We start from the raw sequence: 13792 nt of genomic DNA, 5'->3' as shown, positions 1-13792 counted from the left end.
GACGATCCTTCGCACCACCGCAGTTCCGCATCACACCTCCCCGACGCAGGGGATCGAGAAAGGAGTGCCGACGATGGCACGCATCACTCACAGAAGGACCCTCGTGGTCGTCGGCGCCCTCGCGGCGTCCGCGCTCGCACTCGCCGGCTGCGCCGGCTCCGGCGGAGGGTCGGGCTCGGATGCCCAGACCCTCAAGCTCTGGCACTACGAGGGTGCAGACAGCGCGATGGGCAAGGCCTGGGCCGAGGCCATCAAGGTCTTCGAGGAGGAGACCGGCGCGAAGGTCGAGTTCGAGGAGAAGTCCTTCGAGCAGATCCAGAAGACGGCGAGCCAGGTGCTCGACACGGATGCCGCCCCCGACCTCATGGAGTTCAACAAGGGCAATGCGACCGCGGGCTTCCTGGCCTCGACCGGCCTCATCTCCGACATCTCCGACGCGGTCGACGAGCACGGCTGGGCCGACAAGCTCGCCCCGTCGCTGCAGACGACCGCGAAGTACGACGAGAACGGCGTCATGGGCGGCGACACCTGGTACGGCGTGCCGAACTACGGCGAATTCGTCGGCGTGTACTACAACAAGGACGCGTTCGCGGCCGCGGGCCTGGAGATCCCCACGACCTACGACGAGTTCGTGAGCGCGCTGGACGCGTTCGTCGCCCAGGGCATCACGCCGCTGGCCGAAGCCGGCGCGGAATACCCGCTCGGACAGCTCTGGTACCAGCTTGCGCTGGCGCAGGGCGACCGGGGCTTCGTCGACGACTACCAGCTCTACAAGAACCCGGTCGACTGGAGCGGACCCGAGATCACCTCCGCGACCGACACCCTCAAGGAATACGTCGACAAGGGGTACATCGCGAGCGACGTCTCGTCGGTCAAGGCCGAGGACGCCGGCGTCTCGTTCATCAACGGCACCGCGCCGATCTTCGTGTCGGGCTCGTGGTGGTACGGCCGGTTCGTCGAGGAGGCCACCGGCTTCGACTGGACGATGACCGCCTTCCCCGGCTCCGACCTCTCGCTCGGTTCGTCGGGCAACCTCTGGGTCGTGCCCGAGAACGCCGCGAACAAGGACCTCGCGTACACGTTCATCGACATCACGATGCGCCCCGAGATCCAGGCGATCATCGGCAACAACGGCGGCCTGCCGGTCGCCGCGGACCCCGACGACATCACCGACGCGAAGAGCCAGGAGCTCATCGCCACGTTCAACGGGATCCTCGAGGACGACGGCCTCTCGTTCTACCCGGACTGGCCCGCGCCCGGCTTCTACGACGTGATCGTCCGCGAGCTGCAGGGCCTGGTCACGGGCACGCAGGATGCCGCGACGACCAACGCCAACCTCGGCGCCGAGTACGAAGAAGGAACAGCGGACTTCCGCTGACCGACCGCGGGGGCGACGGGATGCCGTCGCCCCCGCACCACGGGAGTCGAAACCATGTCTGTCCTCACTCGCGCCGAGCGCGGCGCGCCCACGAAGCTTCCCCCCGAGGAGCCGGGGATCCCGCAGCGCAAGGGCGGGACCGCCGGGTACTGGCTGTACCTGCTGCCCGGCTTCGTCCTGCTGCTCGTCATCATCGTCGTCCCGCTCGTCTTCAACGTGTACCTCACGTTCACGAAGTGGCGCGGTGTGCACACGCCCGAATTCATCGGGCTCGACAACTGGGTCGAGATCTTCACGGATGCCGACTTCTGGACGTCGTTCGCGAACTCGGTGTGGATGGTCATCGCGATGGTCGTCATCCCGACCACCGTCGGCCTGATCGTCGCGGCGCTCCTCTTCGACGTCGTCGGACGCAAGTTCGGCGGCAAGGTCGGCAGCTTCCTGCGTGCCACCTACTACCTGCCGCAGATCCTTCCGATCGCGGTCGCCGGCATCGTCATCGGGTGGCTCTTCCGCCCCGGCGCCGGCGGTGCGATGAACCAGCTGCTCGGCGTCTTCGGCATCCCGCCGGTCGACTGGCTGGGCCAGATGCCCTCGGCGCTGCTGGTCCTCATGGCCGTGCTCGTCTGGGTGCAGCTCGGCTACCCGGTCGTGGTCTTCATGGCCGCGCTGCAGCGCGTCGACCCCGAGCTCTACGAAGCCGCCGAGCTCGACGGCGCGAACTGGTTCCAGCGCTTCTCGGCGATCACGCTCCACATCATCCGCCCCGAGGTCTTCGTCGTGACGCTCACCTGCACGATCGCGGCGCTCAAGGTCTTCGGTCCCGTGTACGTCATCACGCAGGGCGGTCCCGCCGGCGCGACCCTCGTGCCGGCGTACTACGCCTACACCGAGTTCTTCACGAAGCGGAACATCGGCTACGGGGCGACGATCGCGACGGTCCTCACGATCCTCGTCGTCATCGTGTCCATCATCTTCATCCGCGTGCAGAGCTCGCTGGAGCGCAAGGAAAGGGCGGGTCTGTGATGGCCGCGACCACCGCAATCGTCACCCCGCGCACGCCCCGCCGCGCGCGCGGCGGCATGACCAAGAAGCGACCGCGGGACTGGCTGCTGCTCGCGCTGATCGTCGTCGGCGCGATCGTCGTGCTCGTGCCGTTCTACTTGATCGTCGTCAACGCGTTCAAGTCGCCGATCGACTACGCGACGTCGGGCCCGTTCGCCCTTCCGCAGGCGATCGACCTCAGCGGCCTCGAGAAGTTCTGGGTGCGCGTCAACTTCCCCGAGAAGGTCTGGAACTCGATCTTCATCTCGGGTGTCGTCGCGGTGCTCGCCGTGCTCATCTCGGTGCTCAACGCCTTCGCCATCGGCATCGGGCGGGTGCGCGGACGCACGTGGATCGTGCTGCTGTTCCTCCTGGCGAACCTGCTGCCGCAGGAGGCGCTGCTGTACCCGCTGTACTACATGTTCAAGTCCGTGCACCTCTACGACAACGTGTGGTCGGTCATCATCGTCTTCACCGTCGTGCAGGCAGCCTTCGGCACCTACCTGCTCTCGTCGGTCTACGGCACGTTCCCGAAGGAGGTGCTCGAAGCGGCATCCCTCGACGGAGCCAGCCGCTGGCAGATCCTCTGGCGGGTCGTCTTCCCGATCAGCCGCCCGACGCTGTCGGTGCTGCTCATCTTCTTCTTCATCTGGACGTGGAACGAGTTCCTCATCCCGCTGACGTTCCTCGCGTCCAACGCGAACCAGACCGTTCCCGTGGCGATCAGCGTCCTGCAGGGCGACCGGCTCATGGACGTCACCACGACCGCGGGGTCGGCGCTGCTCGGCATCATCCCGACGGTCATCTTCTTCCTCATCTTCCAGCGCACTCTCACTCGCGGCATCACGGCAGGAGCGGTCAAGTAATGAAGTTCACCGACGGGTTCTGGCAGCTGCGCCCCGGCGTCACGGCGCTGTACGCGCAGGAGGCCTATGACATCCAGGAGACGGATGCCGCCCCCGACGGCGCGGGCCTGGTGATCACCGCTCCGACCGCGGTGATCGCCCGGCGTGGCGACACCCTCAACCGCCCGGTGCTCACCGTGACGCTGTCGTCTCCGCTGGAGGGCGTGGTGCGCGTGCGTGTCTCCCACCATGTCGGTCGCGCCTGGCACGGCGGGTTCGAGCTTCCGGGAGCGGTCGCGGGGGCCGGCGCGGCTGCGGTCTCGGCCGACGGCGGGACGCTCACGACGGGTGCGCTGACGGCGCGGATCGGCGCCGGCGCGCCGTGGGCGCTGTCGTTCGAGCTCGACGGCACGCGGGTGACCGGGTCGGGCCACAAGGCGCAGGGCTACGTCCAGCTGGCCGACGGGGCCGACGTGTCCCACGGCGTGGCAGGGAACGCGCGGACGGGCCTGGGCGCTCCGTCAGCGCGGACCCACGTGCACGAGCAGCTCGACCTCGGCGTCGGCGAGCTGATCTACGGGCTCGGCGAGCGCTTCGGCCCGCTTGTGAAGAACGGCCAGACGATCGACATCTGGAACGCCGACGGCGGCACCTCGAGCGAGCAGGCGTACAAGAACGTGCCGTTCTACCTCTCGAACCGGGGCTACGGCGTGCTCGTCAACGACCCCGGCCACGTCTCGTTCGAGGTGGGGTCGGAGGCGGTGGAGCGCGTGCAGTTCTCGGTCGCGGGGGAGGAGCTGGAGTACTTCGTCATCGCCGGGCCGACGCCCAAGGACGTGCTCACCCGGTACACCGCGCTCACCGGACGCCCGCCCGTCGTGCCGGCGTGGTCGTACGGACTGTGGCTGTCGACGTCGTTCACGACCGACTACGACGAGGCGACGGTGACGTCGTTCATCGACGAGATGGCCGCCCGGGAGCTTCCCGTCTCGGTCTTCCACTTCGACTGCTTCTGGATGCGCGAGTTCAACTGGTGCGACTTCGAGTGGGACCCGAGGACGTTCCCCGACCCCGAGGGGATGCTCGCCCGGCTGCACGAGAAGGACCTCCGCGTCTGCGTGTGGATCAACCCCTATATCGGACAGCGCTCGCCGCTGTTCGCCGAGGCCGCGGCATCCGGATTCCTGGTCACCCGCGCCGACGGCTCGGTGTGGCAGTGGGACCTATGGCAGGCGGGCATGGGCCTCGTCGACTTCACGAACCCGGACGCGACCGCGTGGTACCAGGCGAAGCTGCGCGCGCTCGTCGATCAGGGCGTCGACTGCTTCAAGACCGACTTCGGGGAGCGGATCCCGCTGGAGGTCGACTACTTCGACGGATCCGACCCGTCGCGCATGCACAACCTGTACACGCAGCTGTACAACCGCGCCGTGCACGACGTGCTGGTGCAGGCCCGCGGCGAGGGCGACGCCGTGCTGTTCGCCCGGTCGGCGACGGCCGGCGGACAGTCGATGCCGGTGCACTGGGGCGGCGACTCCACCTCGACGTTCGAGTCGATGGCCGAGACGCTCCGCGGCGGGCTGTCGCTCGCGCTCAGCGGCTTCGCCCACTGGAGTCACGACATCGGCGGCTTCGAGGGGACGCCGGATGCCGCCGTCTTCAAGCGGTGGACGGCCTTCGGTCTGCTCGGCTCGCACTCGCGCTTCCACGGCTCGGGTTCGTACCGCGTGCCGTGGGCGTTCGACGAGGAGGCGGTGGAGGTGACGCGCGTCTTCACACACCTGAAGATGCGGCTCATGCCGTATCTGTTCCAGGTGGGAGTGGATGCCGCCGCCACCGGCCTGCCCGTGCTGCGCCCGATGCAGCTCGAGTTCCCGGGCGATCCCGCGGTCGCGTACCTCGACCGGCAGTACATGCTGGGCACGGACATCCTCGTCGCCCCGGTCTTCTCCGCGACCGGCGAGGTGGAGTTCTACCTCCCCGCGGGCACGTGGACGAATCTGCTGACCGGAGAGGAGGTCGCCGGCGGGTGCTGGCGGCGCGAGCGGCACGGGTTCACGTCGCTGCCGCTGTACGTACGGCCCGGCGCCGTCATCCCGTGGGGTGCGCGCTCCGACCGGCCCGACTACGACTACCTCGACGGGGTCGCGCTGCGGGTGTTCCCAGGTGGCGAGGGCGAGGCATCCGTCACCGTCACGACGCCGGAAGGACGGAGCCGGACCTTCACGGTCGACCTGTCCCGCGTCACGAAATGACCGGTGCGGTCGTCGGCGTCCCGCTCAGGCGAGGGCGTCGACGATCGGCCGGAACTTCACACGCGTCTCGAGCAGCTCCGACTCGGGGTTGCTCTGCGCCACGATCCCCGCGCCGGCGTGCGCGACGACCGGGATCGTCGCGCTGTCCGTCGCGTGCCGGCGGAGCACCCGGCCCTCGCCGATCTGCGCGCACCGCAGCGCGATGGCCCATTCGCCGTTGCCCTCGCCGTCGACCCAGCCGACGGGGCCCGCGTACCGACCGCGGTCGAACGGCTCGAGCCGGCGGATCACGTCGAGCGCGGCATCCGTCGGGGTCCCCGCCACGGCGGCGGTGGGGTGCAGTGCGGCGACCAGGTCGAGCGCCGACGCGTGGTCGGCGAGGTCGCCCGCGACGTCGGTCGCGAGGTGCCACAGGTTCGGGAGCTTGAGCGTGAAGGGCTCGGGGTCGGCGCGCAGGTGGCTGACGTGGGGGCCGAGCGTCGCCAGCACGCTCTGCACGGCGTAGCGGTGCTCGTCGAGGTCCTTCGTGCTGTGCGAGAGGGAGGCGGAGGCCTCGGCATCGTCGTGGGCGTCGGTGCCGCGGGGGATCGTCCCGGCGAGCACGCGGGCGGTCACGACGCCCCGGGACGCGGTGACGAGGGTCTCGGGGCTCGCGCCGATGAGGCCGTCGACGGCGAACGTCCAGGTGTCGGGGTAGTCGCCGGACAGCGCCCGCACGAGTCGGCGCACATCGGCGCCGGCGGGGATCGTGCCGACGAGGTCTCGCGCGAGCACGACCTTCTCGAGCACGCCGCCGCGGATCGCGTCGACGGCCTGCCGCACGGCGGCCTGGTAGCCGGCGGGGTCGAGCGATCCCGGGCCCAGCGTGCCCGACCAGTGCGGACCGTACGGCGTCGGCTCGACGGCGGGATCCTCCAGGTCGGACCCGGAGCGGATGCGCGTCACCCACGATCGTCCGCGATGCCGGCCGACCACGGCCTGCGGAATGATGAGGCGGCTCGTGCCGGACGAGCGCTCGTCGAAGACCAGCGTGCCGAACGCGACCAGGCCCGTGCCGGGAAGGCCCACCGGGTCGTCCACCTCGGCGGTCTCGGCGATCCGCCGCCACGCGTCGGCAGGCGTGGGTGTGCCGGCCGGGTCGTGCGACGCTGCGCTCTGCGGACCCCGTTCGTACCCGCCGAGCGATCCGATGCCGACGATGCCGTCGCCGCGACGCAGCCATGCCAGCGGCTCGCGGGGCGAGGCGTAGGCCAGCAGGTCGTCGACGTGCTCGATCTCGCGGGTCTCGACCACCAGCTGAGGCGGGCGGTGCGAAGATGTCACCCCTCCAGCCTAGACTCGCGCCGCCGGACGCCGGATCCGGCGCCCTTGCGCACAGGGCACGGCGGGGTGAGGATGGCCGCGTGAGCGTGCGCTACCTCATCACCGTCGATCCGGATGCCGACACCGCCGCCGTCGAGGCGGGATTGAAGGATGCCGGCGCCCGGTCCGTGTCCCCGCCCGCCCGCGAGCTGCCCGACGTGTTCATCGCGGACGTCGACGAGACCGACGACGCCTTCGCCGAACGAGCCCGCGGTGTCGCGGGCGTGACGGTCGCCGAGCGCGACGTGTGGGTCGGGTTCGGCGACGAGGACCCCGGACCAGGCCCCGGGGTCGGATTCGTCGAGGGCTGAGTCAGTCCCGCAGCGGTGGGTGCGCGGCGCTCGCGAGCGGTTCGACGCAGCGCAGCAGCGTGAGCACGACCCCCGCGGTGCCGTCGAGGACGGCGGGCGAGAGGCCGCCCCGGACGCCGTGCGTCCAGGTGGTCGTGCCGTCGTCGCCGATGCCGCCGGCGATCCAGGATGCCGCGGCCTGCGCCGCGCGGAGGTGCTCGCCGGCCGATGCCCCGGCACTGTCCCAGCGCGCGTCGGCGCCGGCGAGATGCAGCTCGACGATCCCCGCGCGGCCGTGGCACATCGTGGCGTCGTCCGCCGGGTCGTCGGGAAGCCTGCGCTGCGCCCGCGCGACCGATCGGGTCGCGCGCAGGTAGGTCGCCTGGCCGTCGTCGTCGCCCAGCCGCGAGCGCAGCGCGGCGGCGATCCCGATCCCCGGGGCGCCGTGGCACCACGCCAGGCCGATGACCGGTTCCTCCAGGCGGAGGTCGTACCAGCCGCCGTCGTCGGCGCCGTACCAGGCGTCCTCCCACGCCCAGGCGGCCGCGACGAGCTCTTCGTCGACACCGCGGACGCCGGCCGCATCCGCGGCGAGCAACGCCAGTGCCACGCCTGACGAGCCGTGCGCGAAGCCGGTCACGGCGCGGTCGGTGCCGGCCATCGGCCACCGTGCACCGAGGTCGTCGCGCACGGCCCGCGCGTGCAGGTCCGCCACGAGCCGCGCGGCGGCGGCGGTGCGCACCGGTTCCGCCGACGCCGGGAGTGCCGCCCCGAGCACAGCGAGCAGGTGCCCGGCGGAGCCGTCGAGCAGATCCGGGTATCCGGGAAGCCACACGTCATCCGCGCCCGCGAGGAGCGTCACCACGCGGTGGGCGAGCCGGCGCCCGCGCGCCGCCAGATCGGGACGGCCGAGCAGTCCGGCCACGCGTTCGGCCGCCTCCGCGATGCCGAGATCGCCGCTCTGCCATCCGAGGCCGTGCCGTCGGGGCTCGCGGCGCGCATCGAGCGCATCGGCGATCGTGACGGCGGCGAGGCGCGCGAGCGAGTCGTCGCCGGCGTGGCGTGCGGCGGCGGCCAGCGCGAGCGCGATGCCCGCCCGCCCGGTGAGCAGGCCGTCGTCGACCCGGCCGGTGCGCAGCACCGAGCCGTCCGGGCTCGCGACGACGTCGACCTCGTCCCCGATCCACTGCGGTGCCCCGCGGTCGTCGACGACCGCCTCGGCCGCGAGCCGGCGCGCCAGGGCGACGGCGGCCCGGGCGAGCTCCGACGAGGACCGCCGTTCGGTCATCGCGGGCGAGGCCGTCGTGTCGGTCATGCGCGCACCTCCCAGGGACGGGTCACATCGATCCCCACGGCAGCCGCGGCTTCGCGCATCGCGTCGGGCGCGGCATCCGGTCCCACGATCGCCGCCAGCGCGGCGACCTGCGCCGTCCGCCGCTGACCGAAGCTGGTGCCGTCGTCGGGATCCTCCGACATGCCGATGCCCGGCATGATGCGGCGGGTCGTCGGAGGAGCGGATGCCGTCACATGCGGCGCGATCTCGGACCCGCGGCAGCGCAGCGCGGCCCCGATGCGCGCCCGCAGCGGACGCGGCGTGTAGGCGACGAGAGCGTCGGGGCGGCCGTAGCCGGCATCGGCGGGCAGGCACTTCAACGAGAACGCGCTGCCCGCCTCGGCGAACGCCGACAGCAGAGGTCCCAGGAGCGCTGCCGCGTCCTCGGGCGTGCGGGCATGGACGTACCAGCGGTCGAGGACGCCGTCGGGGACGCCGTCGGCCGAATGCGCCCACCACCATCCCGACTCGCGGTCCCAGCCCGACGAGCCGTGGGCGATCGTCACGAGGTCGCCGGGAGCGGGCGCCGTCCCCGGACGCGACGAGGCGACGACGCGGTCCGCGTCGATCCGCACGCGACCCTGCGGCGCGGGCACCGGATGGCGGGTCGCCACGACCGTGATCAGCGCCTCGCTCACGGCGAGCACGATCCAGCCCGGCGAGGTTCCGGCGGCCCGTCGGCGTGCGGCCTCGAACAGCCCGACGCGCGGGAACGCGCCCGGCGCAGGGAGGGCGCGCTCGGGTGTGCGGGCGGAGGAGGCGGCGGTGTCGACGACCCACCAGTTCGCGTAGAGCCACTCGGCCAGGGGGCTCTCGATCTCGACCGCGGCCGCCGCGGCGGCGCGGAGTCCCCGGGCTTCGGCGCTCGACTCGATCGCGGCCAGCGCGCCGCCGAGCTCGCGCAGCGTTCCCTGCGCGGTGCGCTCGCCGCGGGCCGTCGAGGCCGCGGCGGCACCTGCCGTCCTCATCGTGCGAGGCATGAGCGCAGTCCTCCCGTGAGCTCGGATGCGCGCTCCCACCGTGCGGCGGCGAGTGCGGCGAGGGCTGCGGCACGGTCGGCATCGCCGTCCGTGCCGCGTTCGGCGACCTCGAGGGCGAACTGGGCCAGCCGCAGAATCGCGGCGAGGGCCGCGCGCTCGGCGAACAGGTCGGCGGCCCGCGGGGAGATCCGCGCGGCGGCGCCGTACCCGCGCACGAGCGCCCGGCACGGCGACGGCAGGTCGGCGTGGACGGACTCCTCACGCAGCAGATGCTCGGCGACGAGGCATCCGAGGTCCCATGCCGGGTCGCCGGCGCCCGCGAGCTCCCAGTCGACGATGACCGGGGCGGGGCCGGGGGCGACCGCGATGTTGTCCCATTTGAGGTCGTGGTGCACGAGCGAGCGGCCGGCGGGCGCGCGCAGCCGTCGGGCCGCCGCCACGAGGCCGGGGCGGGCGCGGAGTCCCGCGACGATGCCGCGCGTGGCCTCGGCGAGGCCGGACACGTCGGGCTCCGCCCCGTCGCGCGGGGCGCGGGCGCACAGCACCTGGAGCACGAGCGGTGGCGACGCATCGGGGAGCGGGAGCCCCGCGGTCGCACGGTGGACGGCGCCGACCCGCGCGCCGAGCAGCCGGAAGAAGGCGGGCACGTCGCCGACGGCATCGGCGACGAGGGCCAGCGAGGCGGGCCGGCCCTCGCCGATGTCCTCGACGACGAGGATGCCGTGCTCCTCGTCGACGACCGCAGGGGCCGGGAGGGCCTCGCGCAGCGCCGGCACCCAGTGCGCCATGCGGTGCACGAACAGCTCGGCGCCGAGCGACGCGCGCACCTCGCGGTCATCCGCGTCGCCCGCGAACGCACCGGACTTCACGACCACCTGACGCCCGTCGGGCAGGTGCACCGCCCAGACGCCGTGGGCACGCGAGAGGTCCTGCGGGTCGCCCGCCGGGAGCTCGGAGCGTCCGAGCAGGCCGACGGTGCGCAGCGCGGCGACGGACGGATGCGGGAGGCTTACCGCATCCGTCCGTGCCGATGCCGGATTGGCGATCACTCGTCGAACAGCTCCCCGCCGTAGGCGTCGCCGCCCCCGGACTGGAGCTCCTCGATCGCGGCGGCGTACCCGGCCGCGAAGCCGGACTCGTAGTCGCCCTGCTCGACCCCGAACGGATCGGCGCCACCGGGGCGGACGATGGTCGTCTGGATCGGCGTCGTCGTCGGCGTCCTCGTGGTGAGCGTCGGCGTCACCGGGCAGGCGACGACGGGGGTGCGCACGTTGAGGCACTGCGGCTGGATGGTCGTCTTCACGATCCCGCACTCGACGAGGTTGATCGTCTTGGGCGGGCACGCGATGACCGGCGTCTTCAGCCGCACGGTGAGCGTGGGTGTGATCACGATCGGCCCGCGCGCCTTGAGCACCGCGGCGCTCGCGTCGACCAGACCCCAGCCGTACTTGTCGTTGGGCACGGGATCTGCGGCCGAGTCCTTCAGCGGCTTGGCCGTGGAGCGGAGGATGTCCCCGATCTCGGCCGCCGTGAGGCTCGGTTTGACCGCCTTCACCAGCGCCGCGACACCCGCGACGTGCGGGGTCGCCATCGATGTGCCGTCCATCGTCGCGAGTCCTCCCGCGAGATAGGTCGACAGGATGCCGACGCCCGGCGCCGAGATGTCGATGTGCGGTCCGGTCTGCGAGAACGCGGCGCGCGCCTCGTTCGACTGGACGGCGGCGACGGCGATCACGCCCGGGTAGGCGGCCGGGTAGCTGGGCGACGACGATCCGTCGTTGCCCATCGCCGCGACCACGACGACCCCCTTGCTCACCGCGTACGCCACCGCGCTGGCCTCCACCGCCGTGGGCGACGAGCTTCCGAGACTCATGTTGATGACGTGGGCGCCGTTGTCGGCGGCGTACCGGATCGCGGCGGCGACATCGGCCGAGGAGCCGGTGCCGCTGACGCGGCCGTCACTGATCCGCACGACCCTGGTGAGGGCCTTGACGGGCATGATCCGCGTCTGCCAGCCGACGCCGGCGACGCCGACGGCGTTGTTCGACACGGCGGCGATGGTGCCGGCGACGTGCGTGCCGTGCCCCACCTCGTCCTCCGGGACGTTGTCGCGTCCGGCGAAGTCGCCCTCGAACCGCCAGCCGGGGTTCGGCGTCGGGTTCGGGCCGAGATCGACCATGTCGTAGCCGGGCACCAGCAGCGGCGCGAGCTCCGGGTGGTCGAGGTCGACGCCGGAGTCGATCACCGCGACGATGACGCCGGCCGATCCCTTGGTGACGTCCCACGCGGCCGGCGCGTTGATCTTCGTCAGTCCCCACTGCGCCCCGAACTGCGGGTCGTTGGGGATGACGCTCGCCTCGCGCCACCGGTTGGGCTCGGCGACCTCGACTTCGGCGAGTGCGTCGAGCTGGGCCGCGGCGGCATCGGGTGCGATGCCGGGATCGATGCGGATGCGGAACGAGCGGCCGAGGGTCGACTCCTCCGGCTGCGGGACGCCGTCCAGCGCCGTCACCGACCGGGCCATGCCGGTCGAGGGCGGCGCGAGCCGGGTGATGTCGTGGGCGCCGAGGCGCGCCAGCACCGCATCGACGGGCGAGACGCCCAGCGTGTCCGCCATGGACACGCCGCGCGCGCCGGGGTGCACGGGCACCGAGGCGGTCATGGCGTCGGCGGACTCCGGTTTCAGTGTGACGAGGACTTCGCCGGGAATGGCGTCGTCGCCGTCGATGTAGAGCGGAGCGGACGCCCCCAGTTCCGCCCGAGGAGCGGCCTTGCGCTTTCGCGACGAGCCGCCGGATGTTGCAGCCATGTTCGAACTTCTCTCCTCCAGGGTCGCGTGGTTGCGGCCACCCTTCAGGAGGGGGTCCGGAAAGGGAGTGATACACCGCCTACACTGGGCCCGTGCCGACCGCTCCACCCCCGCCGGGCCCCCGTTCCGACCGCCCTGAGCCCGGCGCGCCGCTGCAGTTCCGGTGGCGCAAGTGGGACGGCTCGGCGCACTGGGTGAACGACGGGGTGTATCTCGGCAGCGATCGCTGGGGCGACTGGGTCGGGCAGCCCGACGGCTGGCGCAACGTGCGTCCGGGGCTGGAGTTCCTCGCGGACGGCCCGAACGTCACGCTGATCCCGCCCACCGGTGACTACGCGATGACCGTGCACGGCTCGCCGCGCCGCGTGCGCATCTACATCGACATCGCATGGGACATCCGCTGGGAACAGAGGCAGCCCACCGGCATCGACATGGACCTCGACGTCGTCAAGGCCATCGACGGCCGCGGCCTGTTCATCGACGACCGCGACGAGTGGGACGAGCATCGTGTCGCCTACGGGTACCCTCTCGAGCTGGTCGACCGGCTCGATGCCCTCGCCGTCGACCTCGAGCGGCGCGTGGCCGCCGCCGAGGCGCCGTTCGACGACGCGACGCCGGACGCCTGGCTTGCGCGTCTGGCCGAGTGGGATGCCGTCGCCCCGCCGCCGCCCGTCGACTTCTCCGGCATCGCGCGCTCGGGCGGATCGGGAAGCGCCGCCTAGACTCGAAGCCGTGGCATCCCACCCCTCCGATCACGAGCCCAACCGCGCCGACCTGCACAAGGACCCGTCGCGTGTGAGCGGCATGTTCGACCAGGTCGCGGCCGGGTACGACCGCACGAACACGGTGCTGAGCATGGGCAACGACCGGTTCTGGCGGGCGGCGGCCACGCGCGCGATCGATCCGCGGGCCGGCCAGCGCATCCTCGATCTGGCCGCCGGCACCGGGGCGTCCAGCGTCGCCCTCACCGCGCGCGGCGCGCGGGTCGTGGCCGCCGACTTCTCTCCCGGCATGATCGCCGAGGGGCGTCGCCGGCACGGCGGCATCCCGAACCTGTCGTTCGTGCAGGCCGATGCCACCGACCTGCCCTTCGGCGACGACGAGTTCGACACGGTCACGATCTCGTTCGGACTGCGAAACGTCAACGACCCGAAGAAGGCCCTGCGGGAGCTCCTGCGGGTCACCAAGCCCGGCGGCCGGCTGGTCATCTGCGAGTTCTCGCACCCACCGTCGAAGGCGTTCAACGGGCTGTACCGCTTCTACAACAACCGGGTGCTGCCGGTCGTCGCAAAGACCGTGAGCTCCAACGCGGAGGCGTACGACTACCTCAACGAGTCGATCCGCGACTGGCCCGACCAGCGGGCCCTCGCGGCGTGGATCCGTGAGGCGGGCTGGACCGACGTCGCCCACCGCGACCTGTCGATGGGCATCGTCGCGCTGCATCGGGCCACCAAGCCCGACGCCCGCGACGCGCGCTGACCCCGCCCTGTTGACAC

The 13792-nt window shown here is 72.0% G+C and carries 12 protein-coding genes; 7 read left to right on the top strand and 5 right to left on the bottom strand.

Annotated elements, in window-relative coordinates; genetic code table 11:
• Positions 1 to 73 precede the first annotated feature (73 nt).
• From AC1DDU_RS03685 to yicI, 4 genes are read left to right on the top strand one after another with little or no spacing between them, the layout of a single operon-like run.
• Complete coding sequence (locus tag AC1DDU_RS03685; RefSeq protein WP_477431269.1) at positions 74 to 1378, top strand: ABC transporter substrate-binding protein; 1305 nt, start codon at positions 74 to 76, stop codon at positions 1376 to 1378.
• 54 nt (positions 1379 to 1432) lie between these two features.
• Positions 1433 to 2404: a carbohydrate ABC transporter permease gene (locus tag AC1DDU_RS03680; RefSeq protein WP_477431268.1), complete on the top strand. Its 972-nt coding sequence runs from the start codon at positions 1433 to 1435 to the stop codon at positions 2402 to 2404.
• Positions 2404 to 3288 carry a carbohydrate ABC transporter permease gene (locus AC1DDU_RS03675; RefSeq protein ID WP_477431267.1) on the top strand — a complete coding sequence of 295 codons (885 nt, stop codon included), beginning with the start codon at positions 2404 to 2406 and terminating at the stop codon, positions 3286 to 3288. The genes AC1DDU_RS03680 and AC1DDU_RS03675 overlap by 1 nt, the downstream gene beginning before the upstream one ends.
• Positions 3288 to 5522 carry an alpha-xylosidase gene (gene yicI / locus AC1DDU_RS03670; protein WP_477431266.1) on the top strand — a complete coding sequence of 745 codons (2235 nt, stop codon included), beginning with the start codon at positions 3288 to 3290 and terminating at the stop codon, positions 5520 to 5522. Before AC1DDU_RS03675 ends, yicI begins: the two co-directional genes overlap by 1 nt.
• A 24-nt stretch (positions 5523 to 5546) precedes the next feature.
• Here the strand turns inward: yicI and AC1DDU_RS03665 are convergent, their stop codons facing one another.
• The gene (locus AC1DDU_RS03665) at positions 5547 to 6845 is read right to left on the bottom strand and encodes an isochorismate synthase (RefSeq protein ID WP_477431265.1); all 1299 of its coding nucleotides are present in this window, start codon (positions 6843 to 6845) and stop codon (positions 5547 to 5549) included.
• A gap of 80 nt (positions 6846 to 6925) precedes the next feature.
• Between AC1DDU_RS03665 and AC1DDU_RS03660 the strand changes: the two genes are divergently transcribed.
• The gene (locus tag AC1DDU_RS03660) at positions 6926 to 7195 is read left to right on the top strand and encodes a hypothetical protein (protein ID WP_477431264.1); all 270 of its coding nucleotides are present in this window, start codon (positions 6926 to 6928) and stop codon (positions 7193 to 7195) included.
• Position 7196: 1 nt separating this feature from the next.
• Here AC1DDU_RS03660 and AC1DDU_RS03655 read toward each other — a convergent pair whose 3' ends face one another.
• The 4 genes from AC1DDU_RS03655 to AC1DDU_RS03640 are packed head-to-tail and all read right to left on the bottom strand — an operon-like array spanning position 7197 to position 12296.
• Entirely contained in the window at positions 7197 to 8489 is a 1293-nt protein-coding gene (locus AC1DDU_RS03655) for a lanthionine synthetase LanC family protein (protein ID WP_477431263.1), read from the bottom strand.
• The gene (locus AC1DDU_RS03650; RefSeq protein ID WP_477431262.1) at positions 8486 to 9487 is read right to left on the bottom strand and encodes a T3SS effector HopA1 family protein; all 1002 of its coding nucleotides are present in this window, start codon (positions 9485 to 9487) and stop codon (positions 8486 to 8488) included. The genes AC1DDU_RS03655 and AC1DDU_RS03650 overlap by 4 nt, the downstream gene beginning before the upstream one ends.
• Positions 9472 to 10536, bottom strand: a complete 1065-nt coding sequence (locus AC1DDU_RS03645; RefSeq protein WP_477431261.1) for a phosphotransferase — start codon at positions 10534 to 10536, stop codon at positions 9472 to 9474. Before AC1DDU_RS03645 ends, AC1DDU_RS03650 begins: the two co-directional genes overlap by 16 nt.
• On the bottom strand, positions 10533 to 12296 hold the full coding sequence (locus AC1DDU_RS03640; RefSeq protein WP_477431260.1) for a S8 family serine peptidase: 1764 nt from the start codon (positions 12294 to 12296) through the stop codon (positions 10533 to 10535). The genes AC1DDU_RS03645 and AC1DDU_RS03640 overlap by 4 nt, the downstream gene beginning before the upstream one ends.
• Positions 12297 to 12388: 92 nt before the next feature.
• On the opposite strand from AC1DDU_RS03640, the gene AC1DDU_RS03635 reads away from it, so the two are divergent.
• Together AC1DDU_RS03635 and AC1DDU_RS03630 are read left to right on the top strand one after the other, a co-directional pair.
• Positions 12389 to 13018, top strand: a complete 630-nt coding sequence (locus tag AC1DDU_RS03635) for a DUF402 domain-containing protein (RefSeq protein ID WP_477431259.1) — start codon at positions 12389 to 12391, stop codon at positions 13016 to 13018.
• Between the two features lie 10 nt (positions 13019 to 13028).
• A complete protein-coding gene (locus AC1DDU_RS03630) occupies positions 13029 to 13775 on the top strand; it encodes a demethylmenaquinone methyltransferase (protein WP_477431258.1) in 747 nt (248 codons plus the stop codon).
• Positions 13776 to 13792: the final 17 nt, after the last annotated feature.

The organism is Microbacterium sp. 05T445 (assembly GCF_056395865.1).
This window is presented reverse-complemented; position numbering and strand designations above follow the sequence as displayed.

What these genes read in the sequence shown, in the direction of transcription:
- yicI (WP_477431266.1), top strand. Translation starts at nt 3,288, where the DNA reads ATGAAGTTCACCGACGGGTTCTGGCAGCTGCGCCCCGGCGTCACGGCG.
- AC1DDU_RS03685 (WP_477431269.1), top strand. Translation starts at nt 74, where the DNA reads ATGGCACGCATCACTCACAGAAGGACCCTCGTGGTCGTCGGCGCCCTC.
- AC1DDU_RS03675 (WP_477431267.1), top strand. Translation starts at nt 2,404, where the DNA reads ATGGCCGCGACCACCGCAATCGTCACCCCGCGCACGCCCCGCCGCGCG.
- AC1DDU_RS03650 (WP_477431262.1), bottom strand. Translation starts at nt 9,487, where the DNA reads ATGCCTCGCACGATGAGGACGGCAGGTGCCGCCGCGGCCTCGACGGCC.
- AC1DDU_RS03655 (WP_477431263.1), bottom strand. Translation starts at nt 8,489, where the DNA reads ATGACCGACACGACGGCCTCGCCCGCGATGACCGAACGGCGGTCCTCG.
- AC1DDU_RS03640 (WP_477431260.1), bottom strand. Translation starts at nt 12,296, where the DNA reads ATGGCTGCAACATCCGGCGGCTCGTCGCGAAAGCGCAAGGCCGCTCCT.
- AC1DDU_RS03680 (WP_477431268.1), top strand. Translation starts at nt 1,433, where the DNA reads ATGTCTGTCCTCACTCGCGCCGAGCGCGGCGCGCCCACGAAGCTTCCC.